At 66.9% G+C, this 23658-nt stretch carries 20 protein-coding genes; 18 read left to right on the top strand and 2 right to left on the bottom strand.

Going from position 1 to position 23658, the window contains the following annotated elements:
• The first annotated feature begins 476 nt into the window (after positions 1 to 476).
• The 8 genes from ACSQ9I_RS18250 (at position 477) to ACSQ9I_RS18215 (ending at position 11302) form a co-directional block, all read left to right on the top strand.
• Positions 477 to 803: a type II toxin-antitoxin system PrlF family antitoxin gene (locus tag ACSQ9I_RS18250; protein WP_436294912.1), complete on the top strand. Its 327-nt coding sequence runs from the start codon at positions 477 to 479 to the stop codon at positions 801 to 803.
• The gene (locus tag ACSQ9I_RS18245) at positions 800 to 1306 is read left to right on the top strand and encodes a type II toxin-antitoxin system YhaV family toxin (RefSeq protein WP_436314000.1); all 507 of its coding nucleotides are present in this window, start codon (positions 800 to 802) and stop codon (positions 1304 to 1306) included. The genes ACSQ9I_RS18250 and ACSQ9I_RS18245 overlap by 4 nt, the downstream gene beginning before the upstream one ends.
• A gap of 515 nt (positions 1307 to 1821) precedes the next feature.
• Positions 1822 to 3732 carry a propionate--CoA ligase gene (locus tag ACSQ9I_RS18240; protein ID WP_436313999.1) on the top strand — a complete coding sequence of 637 codons (1911 nt, stop codon included), beginning with the start codon at positions 1822 to 1824 and terminating at the stop codon, positions 3730 to 3732.
• Between the two features lie 167 nt (positions 3733 to 3899).
• On the top strand, positions 3900 to 6785 hold the full coding sequence (locus tag ACSQ9I_RS18235) for a 2-oxoglutarate dehydrogenase E1 component (protein WP_436313998.1): 2886 nt from the start codon (positions 3900 to 3902) through the stop codon (positions 6783 to 6785).
• Between the two features lie 51 nt (positions 6786 to 6836).
• Entirely contained in the window at positions 6837 to 8111 is a 1275-nt protein-coding gene (odhB, locus tag ACSQ9I_RS18230; RefSeq protein WP_436313997.1) for a 2-oxoglutarate dehydrogenase complex dihydrolipoyllysine-residue succinyltransferase, read from the top strand.
• An 11-nt stretch (positions 8112 to 8122) separates the two neighbouring features.
• Complete coding sequence (gene lpdA, locus ACSQ9I_RS18225) at positions 8123 to 9553, top strand: dihydrolipoyl dehydrogenase (RefSeq protein ID WP_436304494.1); 1431 nt, start codon at positions 8123 to 8125, stop codon at positions 9551 to 9553.
• Positions 9554 to 9557: 4 nt separating this feature from the next.
• Positions 9558 to 10655 (top strand): cell division protein ZapE, encoded by a 1098-nt coding sequence (zapE, locus tag ACSQ9I_RS18220; RefSeq protein ID WP_436313996.1) that lies wholly within the window; start codon positions 9558 to 9560, stop codon positions 10653 to 10655.
• Positions 10652 to 11302, top strand: a complete 651-nt coding sequence (locus tag ACSQ9I_RS18215) for a hypothetical protein (RefSeq protein ID WP_436304492.1) — start codon at positions 10652 to 10654, stop codon at positions 11300 to 11302. The genes zapE and ACSQ9I_RS18215 overlap by 4 nt, the downstream gene beginning before the upstream one ends.
• 21 nt (positions 11303 to 11323) lie before the next feature.
• Here ACSQ9I_RS18215 and ACSQ9I_RS18210 read toward each other — a convergent pair whose 3' ends face one another.
• Positions 11324 to 12139 carry a PP2C family protein-serine/threonine phosphatase gene (locus ACSQ9I_RS18210; RefSeq protein WP_436313995.1) on the bottom strand — a complete coding sequence of 272 codons (816 nt, stop codon included), beginning with the start codon at positions 12137 to 12139 and terminating at the stop codon, positions 11324 to 11326.
• Positions 12140 to 12228: 89 nt separating this feature from the next.
• Between ACSQ9I_RS18210 and ACSQ9I_RS18205 the strand changes: the two genes are divergently transcribed.
• Both ACSQ9I_RS18205 and ACSQ9I_RS18200 read left to right on the top strand, forming a co-directional pair.
• The gene (locus ACSQ9I_RS18205) at positions 12229 to 12432 is read left to right on the top strand and encodes a DUF465 domain-containing protein (RefSeq protein WP_093108106.1); all 204 of its coding nucleotides are present in this window, start codon (positions 12229 to 12231) and stop codon (positions 12430 to 12432) included.
• Positions 12432 to 14432, top strand: coding sequence for an ATP-dependent DNA helicase (locus ACSQ9I_RS18200; protein WP_093108104.1), 2001 nt, complete (start codon positions 12432 to 12434; stop codon positions 14430 to 14432). The genes ACSQ9I_RS18205 and ACSQ9I_RS18200 overlap by 1 nt, the downstream gene beginning before the upstream one ends.
• Positions 14433 to 14470: 38 nt before the next feature.
• Here the strand turns inward: ACSQ9I_RS18200 and ACSQ9I_RS18195 are convergent, their stop codons facing one another.
• Positions 14471 to 15280 carry an outer membrane protein assembly factor BamD gene (locus ACSQ9I_RS18195; protein WP_436304490.1) on the bottom strand — a complete coding sequence of 270 codons (810 nt, stop codon included), beginning with the start codon at positions 15278 to 15280 and terminating at the stop codon, positions 14471 to 14473.
• 23 nt (positions 15281 to 15303) lie between these two features.
• On the opposite strand from ACSQ9I_RS18195, the gene ACSQ9I_RS18190 reads away from it, so the two are divergent.
• From ACSQ9I_RS18190 to ispG, 8 genes are all read left to right on the top strand, one after another.
• On the top strand, positions 15304 to 16320 hold the full coding sequence (locus tag ACSQ9I_RS18190; protein ID WP_436306312.1) for an RluA family pseudouridine synthase: 1017 nt from the start codon (positions 15304 to 15306) through the stop codon (positions 16318 to 16320).
• Positions 16321 to 16449: 129 nt separating this feature from the next.
• Complete coding sequence (gene scpB / locus ACSQ9I_RS18185; RefSeq protein WP_436313994.1) at positions 16450 to 17205, top strand: SMC-Scp complex subunit ScpB; 756 nt, start codon at positions 16450 to 16452, stop codon at positions 17203 to 17205.
• Complete coding sequence (locus ACSQ9I_RS18180; RefSeq protein ID WP_436313993.1) at positions 17202 to 18836, top strand: pseudouridine synthase; 1635 nt, start codon at positions 17202 to 17204, stop codon at positions 18834 to 18836. Before scpB ends, ACSQ9I_RS18180 begins: the two co-directional genes overlap by 4 nt.
• Positions 18837 to 18986: 150 nt before the next feature.
• The gene (ndk, locus tag ACSQ9I_RS18175; protein WP_436292747.1) at positions 18987 to 19406 is read left to right on the top strand and encodes a nucleoside-diphosphate kinase; all 420 of its coding nucleotides are present in this window, start codon (positions 18987 to 18989) and stop codon (positions 19404 to 19406) included.
• 19 nt (positions 19407 to 19425) lie between these two features.
• Positions 19426 to 20586, top strand: coding sequence for a 23S rRNA (adenine(2503)-C(2))-methyltransferase RlmN (gene rlmN / locus ACSQ9I_RS18170; protein ID WP_436292748.1), 1161 nt, complete (start codon positions 19426 to 19428; stop codon positions 20584 to 20586).
• A 4-nt stretch (positions 20587 to 20590) separates the two neighbouring features.
• Entirely contained in the window at positions 20591 to 21424 is an 834-nt protein-coding gene (gene pilW, locus ACSQ9I_RS18165; RefSeq protein WP_436313992.1) for a type IV pilus biogenesis/stability protein PilW, read from the top strand.
• On the top strand, positions 21417 to 22367 hold the full coding sequence (locus ACSQ9I_RS18160; RefSeq protein ID WP_436313991.1) for a helix-turn-helix domain-containing protein: 951 nt from the start codon (positions 21417 to 21419) through the stop codon (positions 22365 to 22367). Before pilW ends, ACSQ9I_RS18160 begins: the two co-directional genes overlap by 8 nt.
• A complete protein-coding gene (ispG, locus tag ACSQ9I_RS18155; protein ID WP_436313990.1) occupies positions 22364 to 23656 on the top strand; it encodes a flavodoxin-dependent (E)-4-hydroxy-3-methylbut-2-enyl-diphosphate synthase in 1293 nt (430 codons plus the stop codon). Before ACSQ9I_RS18160 ends, ispG begins: the two co-directional genes overlap by 4 nt.
• Positions 23657 to 23658: the final 2 nt, after the last annotated feature.

The following is a 23658-nucleotide window of genomic DNA, read 5'->3' as shown; positions in this document are numbered from 1 at the left end:
GTTGAACTAGTCAATTCGCATTACATTTTGACGTTCATGGATGCTCGCAGGGCTTGACGCAGGCGCGACAGGCCCCGGTCTCGCCTTCCGAGTTCGTGGCCTCGGTGGTCATGTCCAAAGTTGTCGACCGTTGTCTCGGGCGCCCGTCAAGGCGCGTTGCGTGTTTGCAAAGACCGACCTTGACGGTTCGACTTCGGAGTTCTTCGGCGCTGTGTCGTTTGAAGCTGGCAGGGCTCCTTTGAGCGTGGAGCGCACCTCGGAACGTGGACGACCTACGACAAGAATGACGTGGTGTACAAAGTCGCGGCCATTAGGCCACCAAACGGCAAGTGACGGCCATAAGCGGGCGTGCGACGGCACCTCAGAACCCGCGGGACCGGTGAGAGCGGCGAGCAGCGCTGCTGACAATGCAGTGCATTGCCAAGACAATGCAATTGCATTACTATCCGGGGAAGCAACATTTTCAGGAGGCCGAAATGGCTGCCACCCTCGAAGCTGAAAGCACCCTCACCGACCGCTACCAGACCACAGTGCCCGAGCCAATTCGGCAGGCGTTGCGGTTGGGCAAGCGCGACAAGATCCACTACGAGCTGAAGGATGGTAACGTCGTGATCAGCCGAGCCGAAGCAGCCGCCGAGGCGGATCCTGTCATGGGCCAGTTCTTGAATTTCCTGGCCAAGGACATCGCTGCCCACCCGGAGCGCGTGAAGGCCGTGGACGCCGGGTTCGTGGAGCGCCTGCGTGGCCTTACCGAAGGCGTCGATGTCGACCTGGACGCTGCGCTGTCGTGTGACGACGAATGACCGAGGCCGCTGAACCGAGGCCTCTGATCATCAACGGCTGGAACATCTTCGCGCACCCGCTCTTCCTGGACCAACTCGAGGAACTCGCGCAAAAGGTGGAGGCGCTGAAGAAGCGCGACTCGAAGGGCTGGATGAAGAAGAACGCGGCCAAGCGCCTGGCTGCGGTAACGAAGGTCGCGTTTGAACTGATCCCTCAAGACCCTACGCATCTGCAGTTCCGCCAGGGCGACACCCTGGGAGACGAGTACAAGCATTGGTTCCGTGCCAAGTTCCTGCAGCAGTACCGCCTGTTCTTCCGCTACCACGCCGAGACCAAGACGATCCTGCTGGCCTGGGTGAACGACGAGGACACAAGGCGTGCCTATGAGAGTGATACAGATGCCTACAAGACCTTCCGAAAGATGCTCAAGGATGGCAACCCGCCCGACAGCTGGAATGCGCTGCTGAAGGAGGGACGGGAGCAGATCGAGCGGCTGGCCAAGGTGGCAGCGGCGACGAAGTAGGTCCCGGTGGAGGCGGACAGCGTCTCTGGGTTTGAGGCTGCCATCTCAGCCCGGCAATCGCTGGCCGAGATTGCCTCCCTGGACTGGCGAGGGCCGGGTGAAGAAACTGTCGTCGTCATGCGGGCGGCCAGCCCTGCGCAGCATTCTGTCGACCATCGCACCGAACTTCCGCTTCCACAGACGTGAAGGACCGCAAGGGCCCATAGCCGCCCTTGAGCGGACGCAAAGGATGCCCTGAAGCGATCGTTCGATTGTGCGGTCTCTCTGCGCAGGGGAGGGAAGCTTAGTGATCCATTCGGGCGCGGGCGTTGAGGGATCCGCCGATCCACGTTTGGCACTCTATTTGTCGTCTCAATCGGGCATCAGGGCTGAGTTTGGAACTCTATTTCGCGTTCTTACACTCTATTTGCTCGCACCAGGTGGTCCGACTGCCTGTCAGCCTGCTGCAAGCACGGCCCTCATAATTATGAATTCAGTTTCTACGACAAGTCAAAGCCAGAACTGGAGACACGCCCATGAGCCGCTATGCAGACTTCTATCGCCAGTCGATCGATGCGCCGGAGGCCTTCTGGGCCGAACAGGCCAAGCTCATCGACTGGAAAACGCCGCCGCAGCAGATCCTCGATGCCTCTAACGCGCCCTTCGCGCGCTGGTTCGCGGGCGGCACGACCAATCTCTGCCACAACGCGGTCGATCGCCACCTCGCCACCCGCGGCGATCAGCCCGCGCTGATCGCCGTTTCCACCGAGACCGGCACCGAAAAAAGCTACAGCTTCAAGGAACTGCATGCCGAGGTGCAGCGTTTTGCGGCGAGCCTGATGGAGCTCGGCGTCGGCAAGGGCGACCGCGTGCTGATCTACATGCCGATGATTCCCGAGGCCGCCTTCGCGATGCTGGCCTGCGCGCGCTTGGGCGCGATCCACTGCGTGGTGTTCGGCGGCTTCGCCAGCGGCTCGCTGGCCTCGCGCATCGAGGATGCGACGCCGAAAGTCGTCGTCAGCGCCGACGCCGGGTCGCGCGGCGGCAAGGTGCTTGCGTACAAGCCGCTGCTCGACGAGGCGATCCGGCAGTCCTCGCACAAGCCCGAGTCGGTGCTGCTGGTCGATCGCGGCCTGGCGCCGATGGCCCTGACCGAAGGGCGTGACCATCTGGCGGCCGCGCTGGTCGAGAAGCACCGCGATGCGCAGGTGCCCTGCGCCTGGCTGGACGCGACCGACATCAGCTACACCATCTACACCAGCGGCACCACCGGCCGGCCCAAAGGGGTGCAGCGCGACACCGGGGGCTATGCCGTGGCCCTGGCCGCCAGCATGAAGCACATCTTCGACGGCCGGCCCGGCGAAACCTATTTCTCGACCAGCGACATCGGCTGGGTGGTGGGCCACAGCTACATCGTCTACGGCCCGCTGATCGCGGGGATGGCGACCCTCATGTACGAGGGCCTGCCCACGCAGGGCCTCGACCGGCAACCCGACGGCGGCATCTGGTGGCGGCTGGTGGAAAAATACAAGGTGACCGTGATGTTCAGCGCGCCCACCGCGGTGCGCGTGCTCAAGAAGCAGGACCCGGCGCTCTTGAAGAAGTACGACCTCTCGAGCCTGCGCGCGCTGTTCCTGGCCGGCGAGCCGCTCGACGAGCCCACGGCGCGCTGGATCAGCGAGGGCCTGGGCGTGCCGATCATCGACAACTACTGGCAGACCGAGTCGGGCTGGCCCATCCTCACGGTGGCCAACGGGGTTGAGCAGACGCGAAGCAAGTTCGGCAGCCCCGGCGTTCCGATGTACGGCTACAAGGTGAAGATCCTCCATGAGGCGACCGGCGAGGAACTGAGCGGCGCCAACGAGAAGGGCGTGGTGGTGATCGAGGGGCCGACGCCGCCGGGCTTCATGCAGACCGTGTGGAAGGACGACGAGCGCTTCGTCAACACCTACTGGAAGAGCGTGCCGGGCAAGCTGGTGTATTCCACCTTCGACTGGGGCATCCGCGACGAGGACGGCTACTTCTACATCCTCGGGCGTACCGACGACGTGATCAATGTCGCCGGCCATCGGCTCGGCACGCGCGAGATCGAGGAAGCGATCTCGGGCCATGCGAAGGTCGCCGAAGTCGCGGTCGTCGGCGTAGCCGATGCGCTCAAGGGGCAGGTGGCGATGGCCTTCGTGGTGCCGAAGGATGGTGCAGCGCTCGGCGACGACCAGGCAGCCCTTCTCCTCGAAGGGGAAATCATGAAGCAGGTGGCCGACCAGCTCGGCGCGCTGGCGCGTCCCGCGCGCGTGCGCTTCGTGAGCGCGCTGCCCAAGACGCGCAGCGGCAAGCTGCTGCGCCGCGCGATCCAGGCCGTGTGCGAACAGCGCGACCCGGGCGACCTAACCACGATAGAAGACCCCGGCGCCCTCCAGCAGATCAGGCAATCGCTATCCCCTTGAGGGCTTGCGAAGGCGCTTTCCGCCGTCACGTAGTTGCCATGGCACAATGCCAGGGTACTCAGGCCCTTCCCCAGCCACAGTCGCATCCGCCATCCGGTTCAGCCGTGTCGCGGAAGGTTTCTTAAACCAGCTAATGCTTCCTACAGGGAAGCGAAGGTCAGCGGAATATGAGCGATTCATCGTCGACGCCCGGCGCGTCCGTCTATCACGCCTACCAAGGCAACACCTACCTCTTCGGCGGCAACGCGCCCTATGTCGAGGAGATGTACGAAAACTACCTCAGCAATCCCGGCAGCGTGCCCGACAACTGGCGCTCGTACTTCGATGCGCTGCAGCACGTGCCCGCCACCGACGGCAGCACCACCCGCGACGTGCCGCACCAGCCGGTCATCAATGCCTTCGCCGAGCGCGCCAAGCAGGGCACCACGAGGGTGGTGCAGGCCAGCGGCGCCGATTCGGAGCTGGGCCGCCAGCGCACCGCCGTCCAGCAGCTGATCGCGGCCTACCGCAACGTCGGCGTCCGCTGGGCCGACCTTGACCCGTTGAAGCGCGCGGAGCGCCCGTCGATTCCGGAACTCGAGCCTTCGTTCTACGGTTTCACCGATGCCGATCTCGAAACGGTGTTCAACACGAGCAACACCTTCTTCGGCAAGGACACGATGTCCTTGCGCGACCTGCTCAACGCGCTGCGCGAGACCTACTGCGGCACGATGGGCGTCGAGTACATGTACACCACCGACCAGAACCACAAGCGCTGGTGGCAGCAGAGGCTCGAGAGCGCGCGGACCAACCCGAAGCTCAGCACCGAGCAGAAGAAGCGCATCCTCGAACGCCTGACGGCGGCCGAAGGCCTGGAGCGCTTCCTCCACACCAAGTACGTCGGCCAGAAGCGCTTCTCGCTCGAAGGCGGGGAGAGCTTTATCGTCTCGATGGACGAGCTGATCAGCCAGGCCGGCGTCAAGGGCGTGCAGGAGATCGTGATCGGCATGGCCCACCGCGGCCGTCTCAACGTGCTGGTCAACTCGCTCGGCAAGATGCCGGCCGACCTGTTCGCCGAGTTCGACCACACGGCGCCTGAAGACCTGCCCAGCGGCGACGTCAAGTACCACCAGGGCTTCAGCTCCGACGTTTCGACGCCCGGCGGTCCGGTGCACCTGAGCCTGGCCTTCAACCCCTCGCACCTCGAGATCGTGAACCCCGTGGTCGAAGGCTCCGTGCGCGCGCGCATGGACCGCCGTGCCGACCCGCTCGGCAAGCAGGTGCTGCCGGTGATCGTGCACGGCGACGCCGCCTTCGCAGGGCAGGGCGTCGTGATGGAGACGTTGGCGCTGGCCGAAACGCGCGGCTATTCCACCGGCGGCACGGTCCATATCGTGATCAACAACCAGATCGGCTTCACCACCAGCGACCCGCGCGACAGCCGCTCGACGCTGTACTGCACCGACATCGTCAAGATGGTCGAGGCGCCCGTGCTGCACGTGAACGGCGACGACCCCGAAGCGGTGGTGCTCGCGACCCAGCTCGCCCTCGAATTCCGCATGGAGTTCCAGAAGGACGTGGTGGTCGACATCATCTGTTTCCGCAAGCTCGGCCACAACGAGCAGGACACGCCCTCGCTCACCCAGCCGCTGATGTACAAGAAGATCGCGGCGCACCCGGGCACGCGCAAGCTCTATGCCGAGAGACTCGCCGCCCAGGGCCTGGGCGACACGCTCGGCGACGACATGGTGAAGACGCAGCGTGCGGCCTTCGACGCCGGCAAGAACACCACCAATCCGGTGCTGACCAACTTCAAGAGCAAGTACGCGGTCGACTGGAGCCCCTTCCTCAACAAGAAGTGGACCGACGCCGGCGACACCGCCATCCCCACCGCGGAATGGAAGCGCCTGGCCGAGCGCATCACCAGGGCGCCGGAAAAGTTCACCGTGCATCCGCTGGTCAAGAAGGTGCTCGACGACCGTGCGGCCATGGGCCGCGGCGACGTCAACGTCGACTGGGGCATGGGCGAGCACATGGCTTTCGCCTCGCTGGTGGCCAGCGGCTATCCGGTGCGCCTTTCGGGCGAGGACAGCGGCCGCGGCACCTTCACGCACCGCCACGCCGTGCTGCACGACCAGAACCGCGAGAAGTTCGACGAGGGCACCTACGTGCCGCTTTCGAACGTGGCCGACAACCAGGCGCCCTTCGTCGTCATCGACTCCATCCTTTCCGAAGAGGCGGTGCTCGCCTTCGAATACGGCTACGCGTCGAACGATCCGAACACGCTGGTGATCTGGGAAGCGCAGTTCGGTGACTTCGTCAACGGCGCGCAGGTCGTGATCGACCAGTTCATCGCCTCGGGCGAAGTGAAGTGGGGCCGCGTCAACGGCATCACGCTGATGCTGCCGCACGGCTACGAAGGGCAGGGCCCCGAGCACAGCTCGGCGCGCCTCGAGCGCTTCATGCAGCTGTCGGCCGACGCCAACATGCAGGTCGTGCAGCCCACCACCGCGAGCCAGATCTTCCACGTGCTGCGCCGGCAGATGGTGCGCAACCTGCGCAAGCCCTTGGTCATCATGACGCCCAAGTCGCTGCTGCGGAACAAGGACGCGACCTCCCCGCTGTCCGAGTTCACCAAGGGCAGCTTCCAGACCGTCATTCCCGACAACAAGGACCTGAAGGCCGAGAAGGTCAAGCGCCTCATTGCCTGCTCCGGCAAGGTCTACTACGACCTGGCGAAGAAGCGCGAGGAAAAGGGCGCCGACGACGTGGCGATCATCCGCGTCGAGCAGCTCTATCCGTTCCCGCACAAGGCCTTCGCCGCGGAACTCAGGAAGTACCCGAACCTCGTCGACGTGGTGTGGTGCCAGGACGAGCCGCAGAACCAGGGCGCCTGGTTCTTCGTGCAGCACTACATCCACGAGAACATGCTGGAAGGCCAGAAGCTCGGCTACTCGGGCCGCGCCGCCTCGGCGTCGCCCGCGGTCGGCTATTCGCACCTGCACCAGGAACAGCAGAAGGCGCTGGTCGACGGCGCATTTGCCAAGCTCAAGGGCTTCGTGCTGACCAAGTAAGAAGAACCACATTCACACCTACGAAGAAACACGAAGCGGAGCACATCAGTAATGTCTATCGTTGAAGTCAAAGTCCCCCAGTTGTCCGAATCCGTGGCCGAAGCCACGATGCTGCAGTGGAAGAAGAAGGCCGGCGAAGCCGTCGCGGTCGATGAGATCCTGATCGAGATCGAGACCGACAAGGTCGTGCTGGAAGTTCCGGCGCCGGCCGCCGGCGTGCTGGCCGAGATCGTGGCGGGCGACGGTGCCACCGTCGTCGCCGACCAGTTGATCGCGAAGATCGACACCGAGGGCAAGGGCGCGGCAGCCGCGCCCGCCGCTGCTCCGGCGGCAGCGCCAGCGGCCGCTCCGGCTCCCGCGGCAGCCGCCGCTGCCGCCCCGGCCGGTGGCTCGAAGTCCGATGTCGCGATGCCCGCGGCAGCCAAGCTCTTGGCCGACAACAAGCTCACGACGGGCGACGTGGCCGGCACCGGCAAGGACGGCCGCGTCACCAAGGGCGACGTGCTCGGTGCGGTCGCCTCCGGCGTCACGGCCAAGGTGGCTGCGCCGGTGGCCATCCCGACGGGCGCGCCCAAGACGGCGCTGCCGCAGGTCGCTGCGCCTGCCCGCGCGCCGGATCTCGGCGAGCGTCCGGAAGAGCGCGTGCCGATGAGCCGCCTGCGCGCCCGCATCGCCGAGCGCCTGCTGCAGTCGCAAGCGACCAACGCCATCCTGACCACCTTCAACGAGGTCAACATGGCGCCGGTGATGGAAATGCGCAAGCGCTACCAGGAGAAGTTCGAGAAGGAGCACGGCGTCAAGATCGGCTTCATGAGCTTCTTCGTGAAGGCCGCGGTGCATGCGCTGAAGAAATACCCGGTGATCAACGCCTCGGTGGACGGCAACGACATCGTCTACCACGGCTACTTCGACATCGGCATCGCCGTCGGTTCGCCGCGCGGCCTGGTGGTGCCGATCCTGCGCAATGCCGACCAGATGAGCTTTGCCGACATCGAGAAGAAGATCGCCGAGTACGGCCAGAAGGCCAAGGACGGCAAGCTGGGCATCGAGGAGATGACCGGCGGCACCTTCTCCATCTCCAACGGCGGCGTGTTCGGCTCGATGCTGTCGACGCCGATCATCAACCCGCCGCAGTCCGCCATCCTCGGCGTGCATGCGACCAAGGACCGCGCCGTGGTCGAGAACGGCCAGATCGTCGTGCGCCCGATGAACTACCTCGCGATGTCGTACGACCACCGCATCATCGACGGCCGTGAAGCCGTGCTGGGCCTCGTGGCCATGAAGGAGGCGCTGGAAGATCCTGCCCGCCTGCTGTTCGACATCTGAGGAGCCACCTGATGTCCAACAAGCAATTCGACGTCATCGTCATCGGTGGCGGCCCCGGCGGCTACGTCGCGGCCATCCGCGCAGCGCAGCTCGGCTTCAACGTCGCCTGCATCGACGAGTGGAAGAACGGCAAGGGCGGCCCGGCACTGGGCGGCACCTGCACCAACATCGGCTGCATTCCCTCGAAGGCGCTGCTGCAGTCGTCCGAGAACTACGACCACGCCGGGCATCACTTTGCCGACCACGGCATCAAGGTCGAGGGCCTGAGCCTCGATCTGGCCAAGATGCTGGCGCGCAAGGACGCGGTCGTGAAGCAGAACAACGACGGCATCACCTACCTGTTCAAGAAGAACAAGGTCACGTTCTTCCACGGCCGCGGCTCCTTCGTGAAGGCGTCCGGCGCCGGCTATGAGCTGAAGGTGACGGGCACGGCCGAGGAATCCATCGAGGGCAAGCACATCATCCTGGCGACCGGCTCCAATCCGCGCCCGCTGCCGGGCGCGGACTTCGACGAGGAGAACATCCTCTCGAACGACGGCGCGCTGCGCATAACCGGCGTGCCCAAGAAGCTGGGTCTGATCGGCTCCGGCGTCATCGGCCTCGAAATGGGTTCGGTCTGGCGCCGCCTGGGTGCCGAGGTCACGGTGCTCGAAGCGCTGCCGACCTTCCTCGGCGCGGTCGACGAGCAGATCGCCAAGGAAGCGCACAAGGCCTTCACCAAGCAGGGCCTGAAGATCGAGCTCGGCGTCAAGGTGGGCGAGGTCAAGTCAGGCAAGAAGGGCGTCAGCGTTGCCTGGACCAATGCCAAGGGCGAAGCGCAGACGCTCGAGGTCGACAAGCTCATCGTCTCGATCGGCCGCGTACCCAATACCATCGGCCTCAACGCCGAGGCGGTCGGCCTGAAGCTCGACGAGCGCGGCGCCATCGTGGTCGACGACGATTGCAAGACCAGCCTGCCGAACGTGTGGGCCATCGGCGACGTAGTGCGCGGCCCGATGCTCGCGCACAAGGCCGAGGAAGAGGGCGTGGCGGTGGCCGAGCGCATCGCGGGCCAGCACGGGCACGTGAACTTCAACACCGTCCCGTGGGTGATCTACACCTCGCCCGAGATCGCGTGGGTCGGCCAGACCGAGCAGCAGCTCAAGGCCGAAGGCCGCGCCTACAAGGCCGGCACCTTCCCGTTCATGGCCAACGGGCGCGCCCGTGCGCTCGGCGACACGACCGGCATGGTCAAGTTCATCGCCGATGCGGCGACCGACGAGATTCTCGGCGTTCACATCGTCGGCCCGATGGCCAGCGAGCTGATCTCCGAGGCGGTGGTGGCGATGGAGTTCAAGGCCAGCGCCGAGGACATCGCGCGCATCTGCCACGCGCATCCATCGCTGTCCGAAGCGACCAAGGAAGCTGCATTGGCCGTCGACAAGCGCACGCTCAATTTCTGACCACTTGAGCGTCAAACAGGCTTACGAAGCGGAGCTGGCTGCGAGGGGGTACCAGAGCGACCCCGCGCAGCTGCGCGCCGTCGAAGCGCTCGATCGCTGCGCGAGCGAGTGGGGCGACTACAAGGCGCGGCGCTCCAATGCGCTCAAGAAGCTGATCAACCGGCTGGACATTCCGCGCGGCGTCTACATGTACGGCGGGGTGGGGCGCGGCAAGAGCTTCCTGATGGATTGCTTCTACAACGCGGTCCCGCTCAGGCGCAAGACCCGGCTGCACTTCCACGAGTTCATGCGCGAGGTCCATCGCGAGCTGGCCGAGCTGCAGGGCACGGTCAACCCGCTCGACGAACTCGGGCGCCGGATCGCCAAGCGCTACAAGCTGATCTGCTTCGACGAGTTCCATGTCGCCGACATCACCGATGCCATGATCCTGCATCGGCTGCTGACGGCGCTGTTCGAGAACGGGGTGGGCTTCGTCACGACCTCGAATTTCAAGCCCGACGATCTCTATCCCGGCGGGCTGCATCGCGACCGCATCCTGCCTGCGATCGCGCTGCTCAACGAGCGGCTCGAGGTGATCGGCGTCGACAACGGCACCGACTACCGCCGCCGCACGCTGGAGCAGGTACGCCTCTACCTCACGCCCAACGGCGCGGCGGCCGACAAGGAGATGCGCCACGCCTTCGAGCGCCTCGCCGAAAGCGCGGACGAGAACCCCGTGCTGCACATCGAGTCGCGCGAGATCCACGCGCGCCGCAAGGCCGGCGGCGTGGTCTGGTTCGACTTCAAGACCCTGTGCGGCGGTCCGCGTTCGCAGAACGACTACCTGGAGATCGCGACCCAGTTCCACACCGTGCTCCTTTCCGACGTGCCGTACATGCCGGTGCGCATGGCCTCTGAAGCACGTCGTTTCACATGGCTGGTCGACGTGTTCTACGATCGGCGCGTGAAGCTCATCATGTCGGCGGAGGTTCCGCCGGAGGCGTTGTACACCGAGGGTCCGCTGGCCCACGAATTTCCTCGCACCGTGTCCAGACTCAATGAAATGCAGTCGGCCGAATTCCTGGCGCTCGAGCGCCGCGTCGTCGACACCCGCCTCACATGAAGAACACCGTCCTTGCACTCTTGATGGCCTTGACCGCGCTGCCGCTGTGGGCGCAGTCCACCGCCACGACCGGCAACACCGATTTCGAAGCGGAGCGAGCGCGCCTGTCGCAGGAGCGCAAGGTGGTCGAAGAACGCTTCCAGACCGAGCAGAAGGCCTGCTACCAGAAGTTTGCGGTCGAGGGCTGCCTGGAAGACAGTCGCCGGCGCCGGCGCACCGCCACCGACGACATCAAGCGCCAGGAAGCCGCCATCAACGACATCGAACGCAAGCGCCGCGGGGCCGCTGCGCTCGATCGGCTCGAGGAAAAAAAGGCCAGCCCGCGCCCGCAGGACACACCCTCGCAGCGCGAGCAGTCGATCAAGAACCAGGAGGAGCGCGAGCAGCGCTCGGCCGATCATGCGACGAGCCGCGCCCGCCTGGCCTCCGATGCCGCCCTGCGGAAACGCGAGCTCGAAGACAAGCAGCGCGCGCATGCCGAGAACCAGGCCAAGGCTGCTGCCCGGCGTGCCGAGGCGCCGGTCGAGCGCGAAGCCTACGAGCGCAAGCAGCAGAAGGCAGAGGAGCATCGCGCCGATCGCGAGCGCCGCAACGCCGAGAAGACGAAGGACAAGGCCCGTTCGCCGTCCTTGCCGACGCCGCCTTGAGCGCGTGCCGGCGGCTCGGCCTCAGTCCGCAGCGTCCGCAGCCACCGGAAGCGCTTCGAGCTTCAGCACGACCAGCGAAATATTGTCCCCGGTGCCGCGCGCGCGGCGCCGCGCTTCCGACACCAGCAGTTCGGCTGCCGCGCGGGGCGATTGTTCGTGCAGCACCCTGCCCATCTCCTCCGGCGTGAAGTAGTGCCAGAGCCCGTCGCTGCAGGCCATCAGCAGATCGTCGGGTTCCAGCTTGGGAACCAGGTGGATGTCGACCGGCGGCGGCGTGGACTTCATGCCGAGGCAGCCGAGCAGGATGTTTCCTTGCGGGTGGATGTTGGCTTCCGCCTCGCTGATCTCGCCGCGGTCCACCAGCGCCTGCACGTAGGAGTGGTCCTTGGTTCGCTTGATCAGCTGGCCGTTGCGGAAATGGTAGATGCGCGAATCGCCCGCATGGATCCAGACGCAGTCGCCTCCAGGATTCATGAGGAACGCCGCCAGCGTGCTGTGCGGCTCCTCCTCGCTGGAGATCGCGGTGAGCTTGATCACCGTGTTGGCGTCTTCCAGCAGCTGGCGCAGTGTGGCCACGGCCTCGTCGCGACCCGGCTTGTAGCGCGAGAACAACTGGCGTGCTGTCATCAGCACCTGGTCCGATGCCTTGCGCCCCCCGCTGCGTCCACCCATGCCGTCGGCGACGACGCCGAGCACGCAACCCGGCGTGCGCGGGTGGTTCATGATCAGGACCTGGTCCTGCTGGTAGGGGCGGTCCCCCTTGTGAAGACCGGTGGCCGCTGCGAGTCGAAAGCCTGGGGTCGTGGGCGCGGAGGCGACGGTGGCTCGGTCTTTCATGTGGTCGTGTGATGGAAACGAAGACGTATTATCGAGTCAACCCCGCGCGAAGCCCGAATCGCCGTTGCATCGTCTTCGCATCGCCCCCGTTGGACTCCAATCTTCACTCCTTTTCCCGTCAGCTGATCGAACTGCGCATCGAGCACGCCGACCTGGACGCCACCATCGACCGACTCGTCGAGGCCGTGCCGCAGGACGAACTCCTGCTGCGGCGCTTGAAGAAAAGGCGGCTCGCCCTGCGCGACCAGATCGTCCGCCTGGAGCGCATGCTCGATCCGCAAGAGCCCGCCTGATGTCGCTCGATCAAATGGTGCGCGACGCCTTCGCGCAGGACGGTGTGCTGTCGCACGCGGCCGAACAGTTCCGCGAGCGCGAAGGCCAGACCCAGATGGCTCTGGCCGTGGCCCGCACCATCGACCAGGGCGGTGTGCTCGTGGTCGAGGCCGGCACCGGCGTCGGCAAGACCTTCTCCTACCTGGTGCCGGCGCTGCTGAGCGGCGAGCGCGTGCTGCTCTCGACTGCCACCAAGACGCTGCAGGACCAGCTCTTCGGGCGCGATCTGCCGCGGCTGGTCGAGGCGCTGGGCCTGCCGGTGCGCACCGCGCTGCTCAAGGGGCGGGCGAGCTACCTGTGCCTGCATCGCCTCGACTTGGCGCGCCATGACGCGTCCCTGCCCGAACGCGGCAGCGTTCGCACGCTGGCGAAGATCGAGCAGTGGTCGAAGGCCACCCGCACCGGCGACCTGGCCGAGCTGCCGGGCCTGGACGAGCGCTCGCCGCTGATCCCGCTGGTGACCTCCACGCGCGAGAACTGCCTTGGCGCGCAATGTCCGCAGTTCAAGCCCTGCCACGTCAACCTGGCGCGCCGCGAGGCGATGGCGGCCGACGTGGTGGTCATTAACCATCACCTGTTCTTCGCCGACCTGGCGGTGCGTGAATCGGGCATGGCGGAACTGCTGCCGACCGTGCGCGTGGTCGTGTTCGACGAAGCGCACCAGCTCAACGAGACCGGCGTGCAGTTCCTCGGCGTGCAGCTCGGCAGCGGGCAGGCGCTGGATTTCGCGCGCGACATGCTGGCCGCCGGCCTGCAGCAGGCGCGCGGGCTGGTCGACTGGCAGCAGCTGGTGGCTGCAGTCGAACGCGGCGCGCGCGAATTGCGGCTCGCGGCCGGCAAGCAGTGGCCCGGTGCCAAGCTGCGCTGGGCAGGCGCGTCGCCGGAGGCCGTGCCTGCCGAGGCCTGGCAGGCCGCGCTCGACGCCCTGCAGCAGGCCTTCGAGCACGCAGCGCGGGCACTCGACACGGTGAGCGAACTCTCGCCCGATTTCGTGCGCCTGCACGAGCGCGCGGAACAGCTCGCGGAACGCGCGACCCGTTTTGCCCAGGCCTGCCCCGCGGAATCGGTGCGATGGGTGGACGTGGGCACGCAGCTGCGGCTGGTGGAGTCGCCGCTGGATATTGCCGAGGCGGTGCGCACGCGCGTGCTCAAGGCCGACGCGGTCGATCCGGAAGAACAGGGACGTGCCTGGGTGTTCACCTCGGCCACGCTCGGCGACGATCCGAAGCTGCGCTGGTTCACCGAACCCTGCGGGCTCGACGACGCCGAGGTGCTGCGCGTCCAGAGTCCCTTCGACTACGCGCGCCAGGCTGCGCTCTACGTTCCGCGCGCATTTCCCAAACCCAGCGATCCGGCACACAGCGTGCAGGTGGCGACGCTCGCGGCCCGGGGCGCCGAGGCCTTGGGCGGACGCACGCTGGTGCTCACGACCACGCTGCGTGCACTGCGCACCATCGGCGATGCCATCAAGCAGCAGTTCGAGCGGCTGGAAGCCGGGCGCCGGCCGGAGGTGCTGGTGCAGGGCGAGTTGCCCAAGCGCGCGCTGATGGACCGCTTCCGCGAAGGTGCGGCCGACGGGCGTGCGGGCTGCGTGCTGGTGGCCTCGGCCTCGTTCTGGGAAGGATTCGATGCGCCTGGCGATGCGCTGCAGCTGGTCGTGATCGACAAGCTGCCTTTTCCGCCGCCGAACGATCCGCTCGTCGAAGCGCGTTCGCAGCGCCTCGAATCGCAAGGTCGCAGCGCCTTCAGCGACTATTCGCTGCCGGAAGCGGCCGTGGCCCTCAAGCAGGGCGCAGGGCGCCTGATCCGGCGCGAAACCGACAGGGGCGTGCTGGTGATCTGCGACACGCGGCTGGTCGCGATGGGCTACGGGCGGCGGCTGCTGGCGGCCTTGCCGCCGATGCGCAGGCTGGACAGCGAAGACGCGTTCGACGCCGCGCTGCTGGAACTCGCGGGCTGAAAATCAAAAAGGCCCGGAAAGGGCCTTTGTTGGAGTCGTTACCAGAGCTTCCACCAGGGGTCGTCCTTGGCCCTGAAGCCGCGCGTCAGGTATTCGCTCTTCGGGTAGTTGCTGGTCAGCACGCGCTTGGCGTCGTCGCGCAGGTCGGTCAGGCCGAGCGCGTCGTAGGACTGGACCATGATGTACAGCGCCTCTTCGAGCGCCGGCACTTCGCGGTAGTCGGCCAGGGCCAGCTGGGCGCGGTTGATGGCCGCCAGGTAGGCGCCGCGCGTGTAGTAGTAGCGCGCCACATGCACTTCGTACTGGGCCAGCGAGTTGACGATGTAGTTCATGCGCAGGCGCGCATCGGGCGTGTAGCGCGATTCCGGGAAGCGGGTGATCAGTTCCTTGAACGCCTCGAAGGACTCCTTGGCCGCCTTCTGGTCGCGTTCGGACAGGTCCTGCCGCGTCATCCACGCGAACAGGCCGAGGTCGTCGTTGAAGTTGATCACGCCCTTAAGGTAGATTGCGTAGTCGAGGGCGGGGCTGGCCGGGTGCAGCTTGATGAAGCGATCGAGGGTCGCGATGGCCGCGGGCCTTTCGCCGGCCTTGTACTGCGCATAGGCCTTGTCCAGCTGTGCTTGCTGCGCGAGCGGCGTGCCGGCGGCGCGGCCTTCGAGCTTCTCGAACAGCGGCACGGCCTTGTCGTAGGCGCCGGAGCTGGCTTCTTCCTTGGCTTCGGAGTAGATGCGGTTGGGACTCCAGTTCGCGGTCCGATCGACGGTGGTCGACGAGCAGCCGGCCACGAGCCACGCGGCCGCGCAAAGAGCCAGCCAGCCGGGGACAACCGATAATTTGGCGCGAAACATCACATAAGGCTTTCGTGAAACAGGTGCCGTCAATTATATCGGCCGACCCCCTGGACGAATCCCCAGGCGCGGTCGAGCACGACGAGGGCGCGGAGCTGTCCGAGCCGAGCGAGATTCGCAACTTTCTGTTCGGCCAGGACGAGCATGGGCAGCGGCTCGACCGTGCGCTGGCCGCGCTGGTGCCCGAGTTTTCGCGCAGCTACCTGCAGCAACTGATCGAAGCCGGCATGGTGGCGATCCAGGGGCGCGTGCTCACCAAGGCTTCGACCACGGTGCATGCGGGCGCTGCCGGGCGCATCGAGCTGCGGCCCACGCCGCAGAGCCAGGCTTTCCGGCCCGAACCGATGCCGATCACCGTGCTGCACGAGGACGAACACCTGCGCGTCATCGACAAGCCGGCCGGTCTCGTGGTCCATCCGGCGCCCGGCAACTGGAGCGGCACGCTGCTCAATGGCCTGCTGGCCCTGGACCCGCGGGCCGCGCTGCTGCCGCGCGCCGGCATCGTGCACCGGCTCGACCGCGACACCAGCGGCCTGATGGTGGTCGCGCGCAGCCGTTGCGCGATGGATGCGCTGGTGGCGCTGATTGCGGCACGCGAGGTCACGCGCCAATACCTCGCGCTCGCGCATCGCAGCTGGCAGGGCGCCGCTGCGCGCCACGTGGACGCCGCGATCGGGCGCGACCCGCGCAACCGGCTGCGCATGGCGGCGGTCGATCTGCAGCGGCATTCGGGCAAGCCCGCGCGCACGCTGATCGAAGCGCTGGACAGCAACGAGCAGGGCTGTGCCGTGCGCTGCACCCTGGAGACCGGGCGCACGCACCAGATCCGCGTGCACATGGCTTCGATCGGCCATCCGCTGGTCGGCGACACGCTCTACGGCGGCGCTGCCGCGGCCGGCCTCGCACGGCAGGCGCTGCACGCCTTCAGGCTCGCGTTCGTGCATCCGGTCACGCATCAGCCGATGGAGTTTCGCGCGCCGCCCCCGCCCGATCTGGTGCAGGCTTTGCAGGCCTGGGGGCTGGATTACAATCGTGCCTGACGGCCCCGAGGGCCGCGCCGGCCACCCGATGCCGGCCTTGCTGCAAAGCGCCTGCGGGCCGGCAGCGCCTCTTCATCCTTCTGAAATCAAGCGTCCTTCGTGGCGCCTTTTTCCCGGATACCGCGAACCATGAATACGGCGGATGCCAAGCGCATTCTCGAAACCGCCTTGATCTGTTCGACGCAGCCCTTGCCGGTGCGCGAACTGCGCGTGCTGTTCGACGACGAACTGGGCGCCGACACGATCAAGTCGTTGTTGCTCGAACTGCAGGAAGACTGGTCGCAACGCGGCCTGGAGCTCGTGAGCGTCGCCACCGGCTGGCGCTTCCAGAGCCGTCCCGAACTGCGCGACCATCTCGATCGCCTGCACCCGGAAAAGCCGCCGCGCTATACCCGCGCCGCGCTCGAAACGCTGGCAATCATTGCCTACCGCCAGCCGGTCACGCGCGGCGACATGGAAGACATCCGCGGCGTCACCATCAACTCGCTGATCCTGAAGCAGCTCGAAGACCGCAACTGGGTCGAGGTGATCGGGCATCGCGAGACGGTCGGCCGGCCGGCGCTCTATGCGACCACGCGCCAGTTTCTCGACGACCTGGGCCTGGCTTCGCTGGATCAATTGCCGGTCATCGAATCGCCGGCGCAGCAGGGTGCCTTGATCGACGCGCTCGAACAGGCGTCCGGCGGCGACCAGCCGGCCTTGCCGATCGACGAGTCTTCCGTCGAGACCGCAGAGGCCGTGAGCGAGGCCGAAACCGAGGCGGTTGCCGAAACCTTGCCCGAGCCCGAGCCCGAGCCCGAACTCCAGTCCTCGTCCCCCATCGAGCCCGATGCCGAGCCCGATGAGGTTGACATCACCGTCGTCTCCTCCGGAACCCGACCATGAGCCCATCCGATCCCGATGATGCAGCGACGCTGCCGGCCGAACCTGTTTCCGAAGATCGTGCGGCGGCGACCCCCGCACAGCCCGCGGACGGCGTGACCGAGCCGACCCCCGAAGGCGCAGGCGAGGCGGAGGCGCCTCGCAAGCGGCGGCCGCGCCGGCGCAAGCCCGCTGGCCAGGCCCCCGTCGAGATGGCGGTGGAAGCGGCCGAATTCACCCCGCCGGCGGCCGGTGAAGCGCAGAACGTGGCCGAGGACGACCTGGACGACGAGGAAGAGCCGGACGAGGAGGAAGACGACCTCGACCGGGCTCGCCGCGCCGCCGAGCGCGAGCAGCGCAATGCCCCGCCGCCCGAGCCGATCCGTTTTGCCGATGTCATCTCGGGCCAGTTCGATGCCGACGAGGAAAGCCCCGAGGTCCCGCCGCTCAAGCGCGTGCTGCTGCCTGAAGCCGATTCGCCCAAGCTGCACAAGGTGCTGGCGCAGGCCGGCCTCGGCTCGCGGCTCGAGATGGAGCAGCTCATCCTGCAGGGCCGCATCTCCGTCAACAACGAGCCGGCCCACATCGGCCAGCGCATCCAGTTCGGCGACCAGGTCAAGATCAACGGCAAGCCGATCCGCTACCGCATCGCGCCGCCGCCGGCGCGCGTGATCGCCTACCACAAGCCGGTCGGCGAAGTCGTCACGCACGACGATCCGCAGAACCGTCCGACGGTGTTCCGCAAGCTGCCGCGCCTCCAGCAGGGCAAGTGGCAATCGGTCGGTCGCCTCGACCTGAATACCGAAGGCCTCCTGCTTTTCACCAGCTCGGGCGAACTGGCCAACCAGCTCATGCACCCGCGCTTCGGGCTGGAGCGCGAGTACGCGGTCCGTGTGCTGGGCGCCCTCAGCAGCGAGGAAAAACAGCGCCTGCTCGAAGGCGTGCGGCTCGACGACGGCATGGCCCACTTCGGCACCATCGAAGAGGGCGGCGGCGAAGGCTCGAACTGCTGGTACCGCGTCACCATTTCCGAAGGCCGCAACCGCGAAGTGCGTCGCCTGTTCGAATCGGTCGGCCACGCGGTCAGCCGCCTGATCCGCATCCGCTACGGTGCGATGGTGCTGCCGCGCGGCCTCAAGCGCGGCGCCTGGATGGAGCTCGACGAGCGTGACATCCGCGCGCTGTTCCAGGCAGCCGGCGGTGCCGGCGAACGGCCGGGACGCGCGGGCGGCGGCCCGAAGGGACCGGGCCAGGAGGGCGGCGGCCGCAACAACCGCAACCGCAAGCGCCGCGGCAATCGCAACAACGGCGGCGGCGCGCAGGCCGAAGGCCGCGAGCCGCCGATCCCGAATCCGCTGGGCAGCGGTCCGGCGGCGCGGGACGACCGGAATCGGAGAGGCGGCAATGGCGGTCCGCCGCAGCAGGGCCGCCGCAACCGCCGCGACGACCGACAGGGCGGCAACCGCGGCGAGGATCGTCCGCCGAGCGGCGCCAACCAGCCCGATCCGATGAAGACTTCGCTCGGCTATATCGGGGCCGACAGCTTCTCGCGCCAGCGCAAGGAACAGCGTTCCGGCCCGCGACGCGGCGGCCCGCCCGGCGGGGGCGGGGGCAATTTCGGCGGGCAGGGCGGCGGGCGCCGCCGCGGCCGCTGAAATCGCGCATCGGTCGCGGTCTTTCACTGGCCCGTCACGGGTGGTGTCGAGCGCGCCGGTTAAAATCAGAGGCTTTGTCAAGGCAGTGCAACCGAAGCGTTGCGGCTTGACAGAACTCATCGAAATCCAAGCTCTCAGGAAAGCAACTCAATGGCCATCGAACGCACCCTCTCCATCATCAAGCCCGACGCCGTGGCGAAGAACGTCATCGGCAAGATCGTCTCCCGCTTCGAGGCTGCCGGCCTCAAGATCGTGGCGGCCAAGCTGGTGCATCTGTCGCGCGCCGACGCCGAGCAGTTCTACGCGGTGCACAAGGAGCGTTCCTTCTTCAAGGATCTGGTCGAGTTCATGATCTCCGGCCCCGTGTTCGTGCAGGCACTGGAGGGCGAGGACGCCATCATCAAGAACCGCGACCTGATGGGCGCGACCGATCCCAAGAAGGCAGCCCCGGGCACGATCCGCGCCGACTTCGCGGACAGCATCGATGCCAACGCCGTGCACGGCTCCGACGCCGTCGACACCGCGAAGGTCGAAATCGGTTTCTTCTTCCCCGAGCTCAAGGCACGCTGAGGCGGAGCCTTCCCACGCAATGACCACGGCCAACCTGCTCGATTTCGATCTCGAGGGGCTGGCTGCGTTCTGCGAAAAGCTCGGCGAGAAGCGCTTCCGCGCCACCCAGCTGTTCCGCTGGATCCACCAGCGCGGCGCGAGCGATTTCGCGCACATGACCGACCTTGCGAAGTCGCTGCGCGAGAAGCTCGCGGGCAGCGCGCGCGTCGAGGCGCTGCCGATGATCACGCAGCACGAATCGGCCGACGGCACCATCAAGTGGCTGTTCGACGTCGGCGACGGCAATGCGGTCGAGGCCGTGTTCATTCCGGAGGACGACCGCGGCACGCTGTGCGTCTCTTCGCAGGCCGGCTGCGCCGTCGGCTGCCGTTTCTGCTCGACCGGGCACCAGGGCTTCAGCCGCAACCTGACGACGGGCGAGATCGTCGCCCAGCTGTGGTTCGCCGAACATTTCCTGCGCAAGCACCTGAAGCGCACTCCCGATCAGGAAGGGCGCGTGATCTCCAACGTCGTGATGATGGGCATGGGCGAGCCGCTGCAGAACTATGCGGCGCTGGTGCCGGCCCTGCGCACCATGCTCGACGACAACGCCTATGGCCTGTCGCGCCGCCGCGTGACGGTGTCGACCTCGGGCGTGGTGCCGATGATCGATCGGCTCGGCGCCGACTGCCCGGTGGCGCTCGCGGTGTCGCTGCATGCGCCCAACGACGCGCTGCGCGACGACCTGGTGCCGCTCAACCGCAAGTACCCGATCGCCGAACTGCTCGAGGCCTGCCAGCGCTACCTCGCGCACGCGCCGCGCGACTTCATCACCTTCGAGTACTGCATGCTCGACGGCGTGAACGACCAGCCCGAGCATGCGCGCCAACTGGTCGATCTGGTGCGCTCGCAGAGGATCTCCTGCAAGTTCAACCTGATTCCTTTCAATCCTTTCCCGGCGTCCGGCCTGCTGCGTTCGCCGCAGCCGCGCGTGCTGGCCTTCGCCAAGGTGCTGAGCGAAGCCGGCATCGTGACCACCGTGCGCAAGACGCGCGGCGACGACATCGATGCGGCCTGCGGCCAGCTGGCGGGCGACGTGAAAGACCGGACCCATGCGGCCGAGCGCATGGCGCAGCGGCGCACCGTCGTGCTGCACCCGGCCCGCAAGAAGGCCGCCACTTCCACTGCCCAGGAGCCATGAACCGATGAGCCAGGCCTTTCCGATCGTGCACCAGCGAGTGATGCAAGCGCTCTTCGGCCTTGCGGCCGCGTTCCTGCTCGCCGGCTGCGCCACCAAGGACCCTTCCGCGCCGGGCACGGGCAGCAGCAATGCCGCACCCATCATCACGGACTCGGACGAAACCAACGCCCGCAAGCGCGCCCGGCTGCGCGTCGAACTGGCCATCGGCTACTTCGAGCAGGGGCAGACCACCGTGGCGCTGGACGAGATCAAGCAGGCCCTGGCCAACGATCCGACCTTCGCCGATGCCTACAACCTGCGCGGCCTGGTCTACATGCGTCTCGACGATGCGCCTCAGGCCGAAGACAGCTTCCGCCGCGCGATCGCGCTGAACCCGCGCGAGGCGAACACCTTGCACAACTACGGATGGCTGCTGTGCCAGCAGAACCGCTTCGGCGACGCGCAGCAGCAGTTCTCGGCCGCGTTGGCCATCCCCGCCTACGGCGACCGTTCCAAGACGCTCATGACGCAGGGCGTGTGCCAGCTCCGCGCCGGCCAGCGTGCCGAGGCAGAGCGCAGCCTGACGCAGGCCTACGAACTCGATGCCGGCAACCCGGTGGTCGGCTTCAATCTGGCCTCGCTGCTCGCGCAGCGCGAGGACTGGTCGCGCGCGCAGTTCTACATCCGCCGCGTCAACAACAGTCCGTCGGCCAATGCCGAGACGCTCTGGCTCGGCATCAAGATAGAACGCCGGCTCAACAACCGTGAAGCGATCACGCAACTCGCGAGCCAGTTGCAGCGGCGCTTCCCCCAGTCGCGGGAGGCGATTGCGTACGAGCGCGGGAATTTCAATGATTGAGAAGGCCAGCGAATTCGGGGCTTCGGCCGCGGTGCCGCTGGTGAGCGGCGACAGCACCTTCATGACGGCCGGCGACATGCTGCGCGAGGCGCGCGAGGCCCACGGTCTGCACATCGACATGGTGGCGGCCGCGCTCAAGGTGTCGACGCAGAAGCTGGCGGCACTGGAGGCCGACGACATCGACGCCTTGCCCGATCCAGTGTTCGCGCGTGCCCTGGCCGCGAGCGTGTGCCGGGCGCTGCGGATCGACCCGGCTCCTGTGCTGGCGAAGCTGCCCGGCGCGCAGCCCGCGGGCCTGGCGGAGGCCGACCGCACCATCAGCAAGAGCCTGCGCTCGGCCGCGCCGCGCTCGGGCGGCGTCGGCGGTTCGAACGGGCAACCGTCGCGCGCGCTGCTGATCGTGGTCCTGCTGCTGCTGATCGGCGCCGCGGTGCTGTTCTGGCTGCCGCAGTCGGTCTTCGATCGGATCGGCGAGTCGATCTCTCGCCTGACGGCCGCCAGCAACAACATCGAGGCGTCGCCGTCGACGGAACGGTCGGCAGTGGTCAGCGGCACGGTCGTCGAGGCGGTACCACCCGCGGTACCACCCGCGGCACCAGTCGCTGCCGCTGCGGCTCCTGCAGCGCCCATCATCCCGCCGGCAGCGGCTCCCGCGGCACCTGCGGCCCAGACGGCGGCAGCAGCGCCTGCCGTGGCCGGTGCCAGCCTGATCGTCTTCGTCGCGCGCGAAGACTCGTGGGTCACGGTGAACGAAGCCAACGGCAAGTCCTTGCTGCGGCGCACGGTGCAGGCCGGCGAGACCGTCGGGGTGACGGGCGCGCCACCCCTGTCGGTGGTCGTCGGTCGTGCCTCGGGTATCGAGGTGCAAGTGCGCGGCAAGGCTTTCGACCTGGCGCCCCTGACGCGTTCGGGCGGCGTCGCGCGTTTCGAGGTCAAGCCATGAACGACGACACGTCGAGCCCCCTGAGCTGCCTGCCGATCGAGTCCGCTGCGCCGCGGCCGCGCCGTTCGCGCCAGGCCAGCGTGGTCTGGGGGCCGCGCACCGTCACCGTGGGCGGCGACGCCCCGGTGCGCGTGCAGTCGATGACCAATACCGACACCGTCGACGCGATCGGCACCGCGATCCAGGTCAAGGAACTGGCGCTGGCCGGCTCGGAGATGGTGCGCATCACCGTCAACACGCCGGAAGCGGCGGCGCAGGTGCCCTATATCCGCGAACAGCTCGATCGCATGGGCGTCGACGTGCCGCTGATCGGCGACTTCCATTACAACGGCCACCGCCTGCTCACCGACTATCCGGCCTGTGCCGAGGCGCTCAGCAAGTACCGCATCAACCCCGGCAACGTCGGCAAGGGCGACAAGCACGACCGCCAGTTCGGCCAGATGATCGATGCGGCCATGCGCTGGAACAAGCCGGTGCGCATCGGCGTCAACTGGGGCAGCCTCGACCAGGAACTGCTGTCCAGCCTGATGGACATCAACAGCCAGCGCCCAGAGCCGTGGGACGCGAAGCAGGTGATGTACGAGGCCTTGGTGACTTCGGCGATCGATTCCGCGCAGCTCGCCGAATCGATGGGCATGAACGGCAGCCAGGTCATCCTGAGCTGCAAGGTCAGCGGCGTGCAGGATCTGGTCTCGGTCTACCGCGAACTCGCCAAGCGCGGCGACTACGCGCTGCACCTGGGCCTGACCGAAGCGGGCATGGGCACCAAGGGCACGGTGGCTTCGGCCACGGCGCTGTCGATCCTGCTGCAGGAAGGCATCGGCGACACGATCCGCGTCTCGCTGACGCCGCAGCCGGGCGAATCGCGCACGCAGGAGGTGCTGATCGCCAACGAGATCCTGCAGGCCCTGGGCCTGCGGGTGTTCGTGCCGAGCGTCACCGCCTGTCCGGGCTGCGGCCGCACGACCAGCACCACCTTCCAGGAACTCGCCAAAGAGATCGACGACTACCTGCGCATGCAGATGCCGGTCTGGCGCACCAAGTACCCGGGCGTCGAGACGATGAAGGTGGCCGTGATGGGCTGCATCGTCAACGGCCCGGGCGAGAGCAAGCATGCCGACATCGGCATCAGCCTGCCCGGCACCGGCGAAGCGCCCGCGGCGCCGGTTTTCATCGACGGCGAGAAGGCGCTCACGCTGCGCGGCGAGAACATCGCCGCCGAGTTCCATCAACTGGTCGAAAACTACATCGAGAAGCGTTTCGGCGGCCACGCCACCGAAGTCGCCTGACA

Origin of the sequence: Variovorax sp. LjRoot84 (assembly GCF_964254305.1) — a bacterium.
In the GTDB taxonomy this organism is placed as follows: domain Bacteria; phylum Pseudomonadota; class Gammaproteobacteria; order Burkholderiales; family Burkholderiaceae_C; genus Variovorax.
This window is presented reverse-complemented; position numbering and strand designations above follow the sequence as displayed.